Below are 1,626 nucleotides of genomic sequence, written 5' to 3'. Positions count from 1 at the left end.
GTTTCCGCTTCCGGGACCATGATCGATAAACTGGCAAGAGCCTATTACTGAAAGCGCTGAGAGCTTACTAACTCCAGTTCTAATTAAAATAGGATATAGCGTAACCATTAAAAGTAACGCAAGTCCTGCGTGGGATGGGATAAAAAGGACGATAATCTGCACTACGAAGTAAGAAACTACTAGTAGCATATAAGGATTTTTGACCTTTTGAAGAGGTTTTTCAAATACCTTAAAAAGCGAGTAGCTTGCTCCTACGTGATCCATATACGCAGAAAATCCCGCTATACACATGAGAGTAAGGCCTAGGCCTGCGAGAGTAGAGGACATCTTTTGATTTATCACTTCAAATAGATCAAAAAATGCAAAATTTAAACTCTTTTTAGGTTCTATGATATCTCCTATCCCAAAAATAGCTGCTAGAGCTAGCAGCAAAAGACCGCTTATAAGTAAAGCTGCATGTGCGTTTACCTTCTTGTAAAGCATAAAAACTAAGAATGCTATGATAGCTAAGGCTATGATTAGTCCTAACATTGTTGTGTCCTTGTTATAGTGTTTGTTTAAATTTAAACATAAACGTAACGGATTTAACCCGAAACCTATGCCTTAGTACCCATGGCGCGTATGGTAATGAGCTAAACTAACCTTATTTTTTGGCGATTACTTCTATCTCTACCATAGCGCCTTTCGGTAGGTCTTTGACCGCAAAGGCGCTTCTTGCTGGATACGGCTCCCTAAAAAAGCCTCCATAAATTTCATTCATTTTGGCGAAATTTCCAATGTCTGATAAAAACACGGTAGTTTTTACGATATTTTCAAAGCCAAGCTTAAGCTCGCTCAATACGGCACCTATGTTATCAAGCGATCTTTTCGTTTGGGCTTCTATGCCTTCTGCAAGTTTGCCATCCGTAGGGTCGATCGGTAGTTGACCTGAAATAAATATTAGATCTCCACAGACCCTATAAGCGCTATAAGGACCTATAGCCTTTGGATATTTGCCCATAAAGCTCCTCCTATGCAATAAAATTTTATTAGTTATAAGGAATTTTACAAGATATAAGATAAATTTTTATTGAAATTTGAAGATAGTTAAGAGAAATTTATTATATTTTATTAAAGATTTAGGAGTTAGTACAAGTATAATCGCCTTTTTCTCAAATTTAAAAGAATTTGATAAAAAATTATTAAATTTAGATAAAATTTAATCAAAGCAACGACTAAGCATGTTGGTCAAAAAATTTTATACAATAACGTTAGTCGTTTTGATTTTTTTGTAAATAACGATAAACGCTCGGTTCTGAGATATTTAGATATTTGGCCACTTTGGGTATCGATCCCTTGACGTTGAAAATTCCGTTTTCATAAAGCTTTTTAATACACTTAGCTCTATTTTTAGGCTTTGTATCGCTCGCGTTTAGATCATGCCTTTTTAGTATATCCTCTATTATCTCTTCTATATTTTCGCTAAGTTGCTCTATTGCGTCTTGAGCGCTTGTTTTGGTATCTTGTGCAGTTAAATTTGCAAGCTTTAAAAGATCGTTTGAAAGCTTTTCAAATTTACTTCCGTCATAATTTATACATAGCATTCCTTCGATATTTTGTCCATTTTTTATAAAAAAGGTCGAGCCG

Annotated in this window: 3 protein-coding genes; all 3 read right to left on the bottom strand. The window is 35.2% G+C overall.

Annotated features, from left to right (window positions below; translation table 11 throughout):
* Nucleotides 1–531, bottom strand: a 531-nt coding sequence (gene dcuC, locus Q0236_RS03940; RefSeq protein WP_297915337.1) for a C4-dicarboxylate transporter DcuC, incomplete at its 3' end; no start/stop codon positions are given.
* Nucleotides 532–643: 112 nt separating this feature from the next.
* Entirely contained in the window at nt 644–1,000 is a 357-nt protein-coding gene (locus tag Q0236_RS03935; RefSeq protein WP_297915335.1) for a Rid family detoxifying hydrolase, read from the bottom strand.
* A 250-nt stretch (nt 1,001–1,250) separates the two neighbouring features.
* Nucleotides 1,251–1,626 (bottom strand): helix-turn-helix domain-containing protein (locus tag Q0236_RS03930; protein ID WP_297915333.1); only part of this gene is annotated, 376 nt, incomplete at its 5' end.

Origin of the sequence: uncultured Campylobacter sp., assembly GCF_938031315.1 — a bacterium.
Lineage (GTDB): Bacteria > Campylobacterota > Campylobacteria > Campylobacterales > Campylobacteraceae > Campylobacter_B.
Note: the sequence above shows the minus strand (reverse complement) of the source record. Positions and strands in the feature narration are given on the sequence as shown.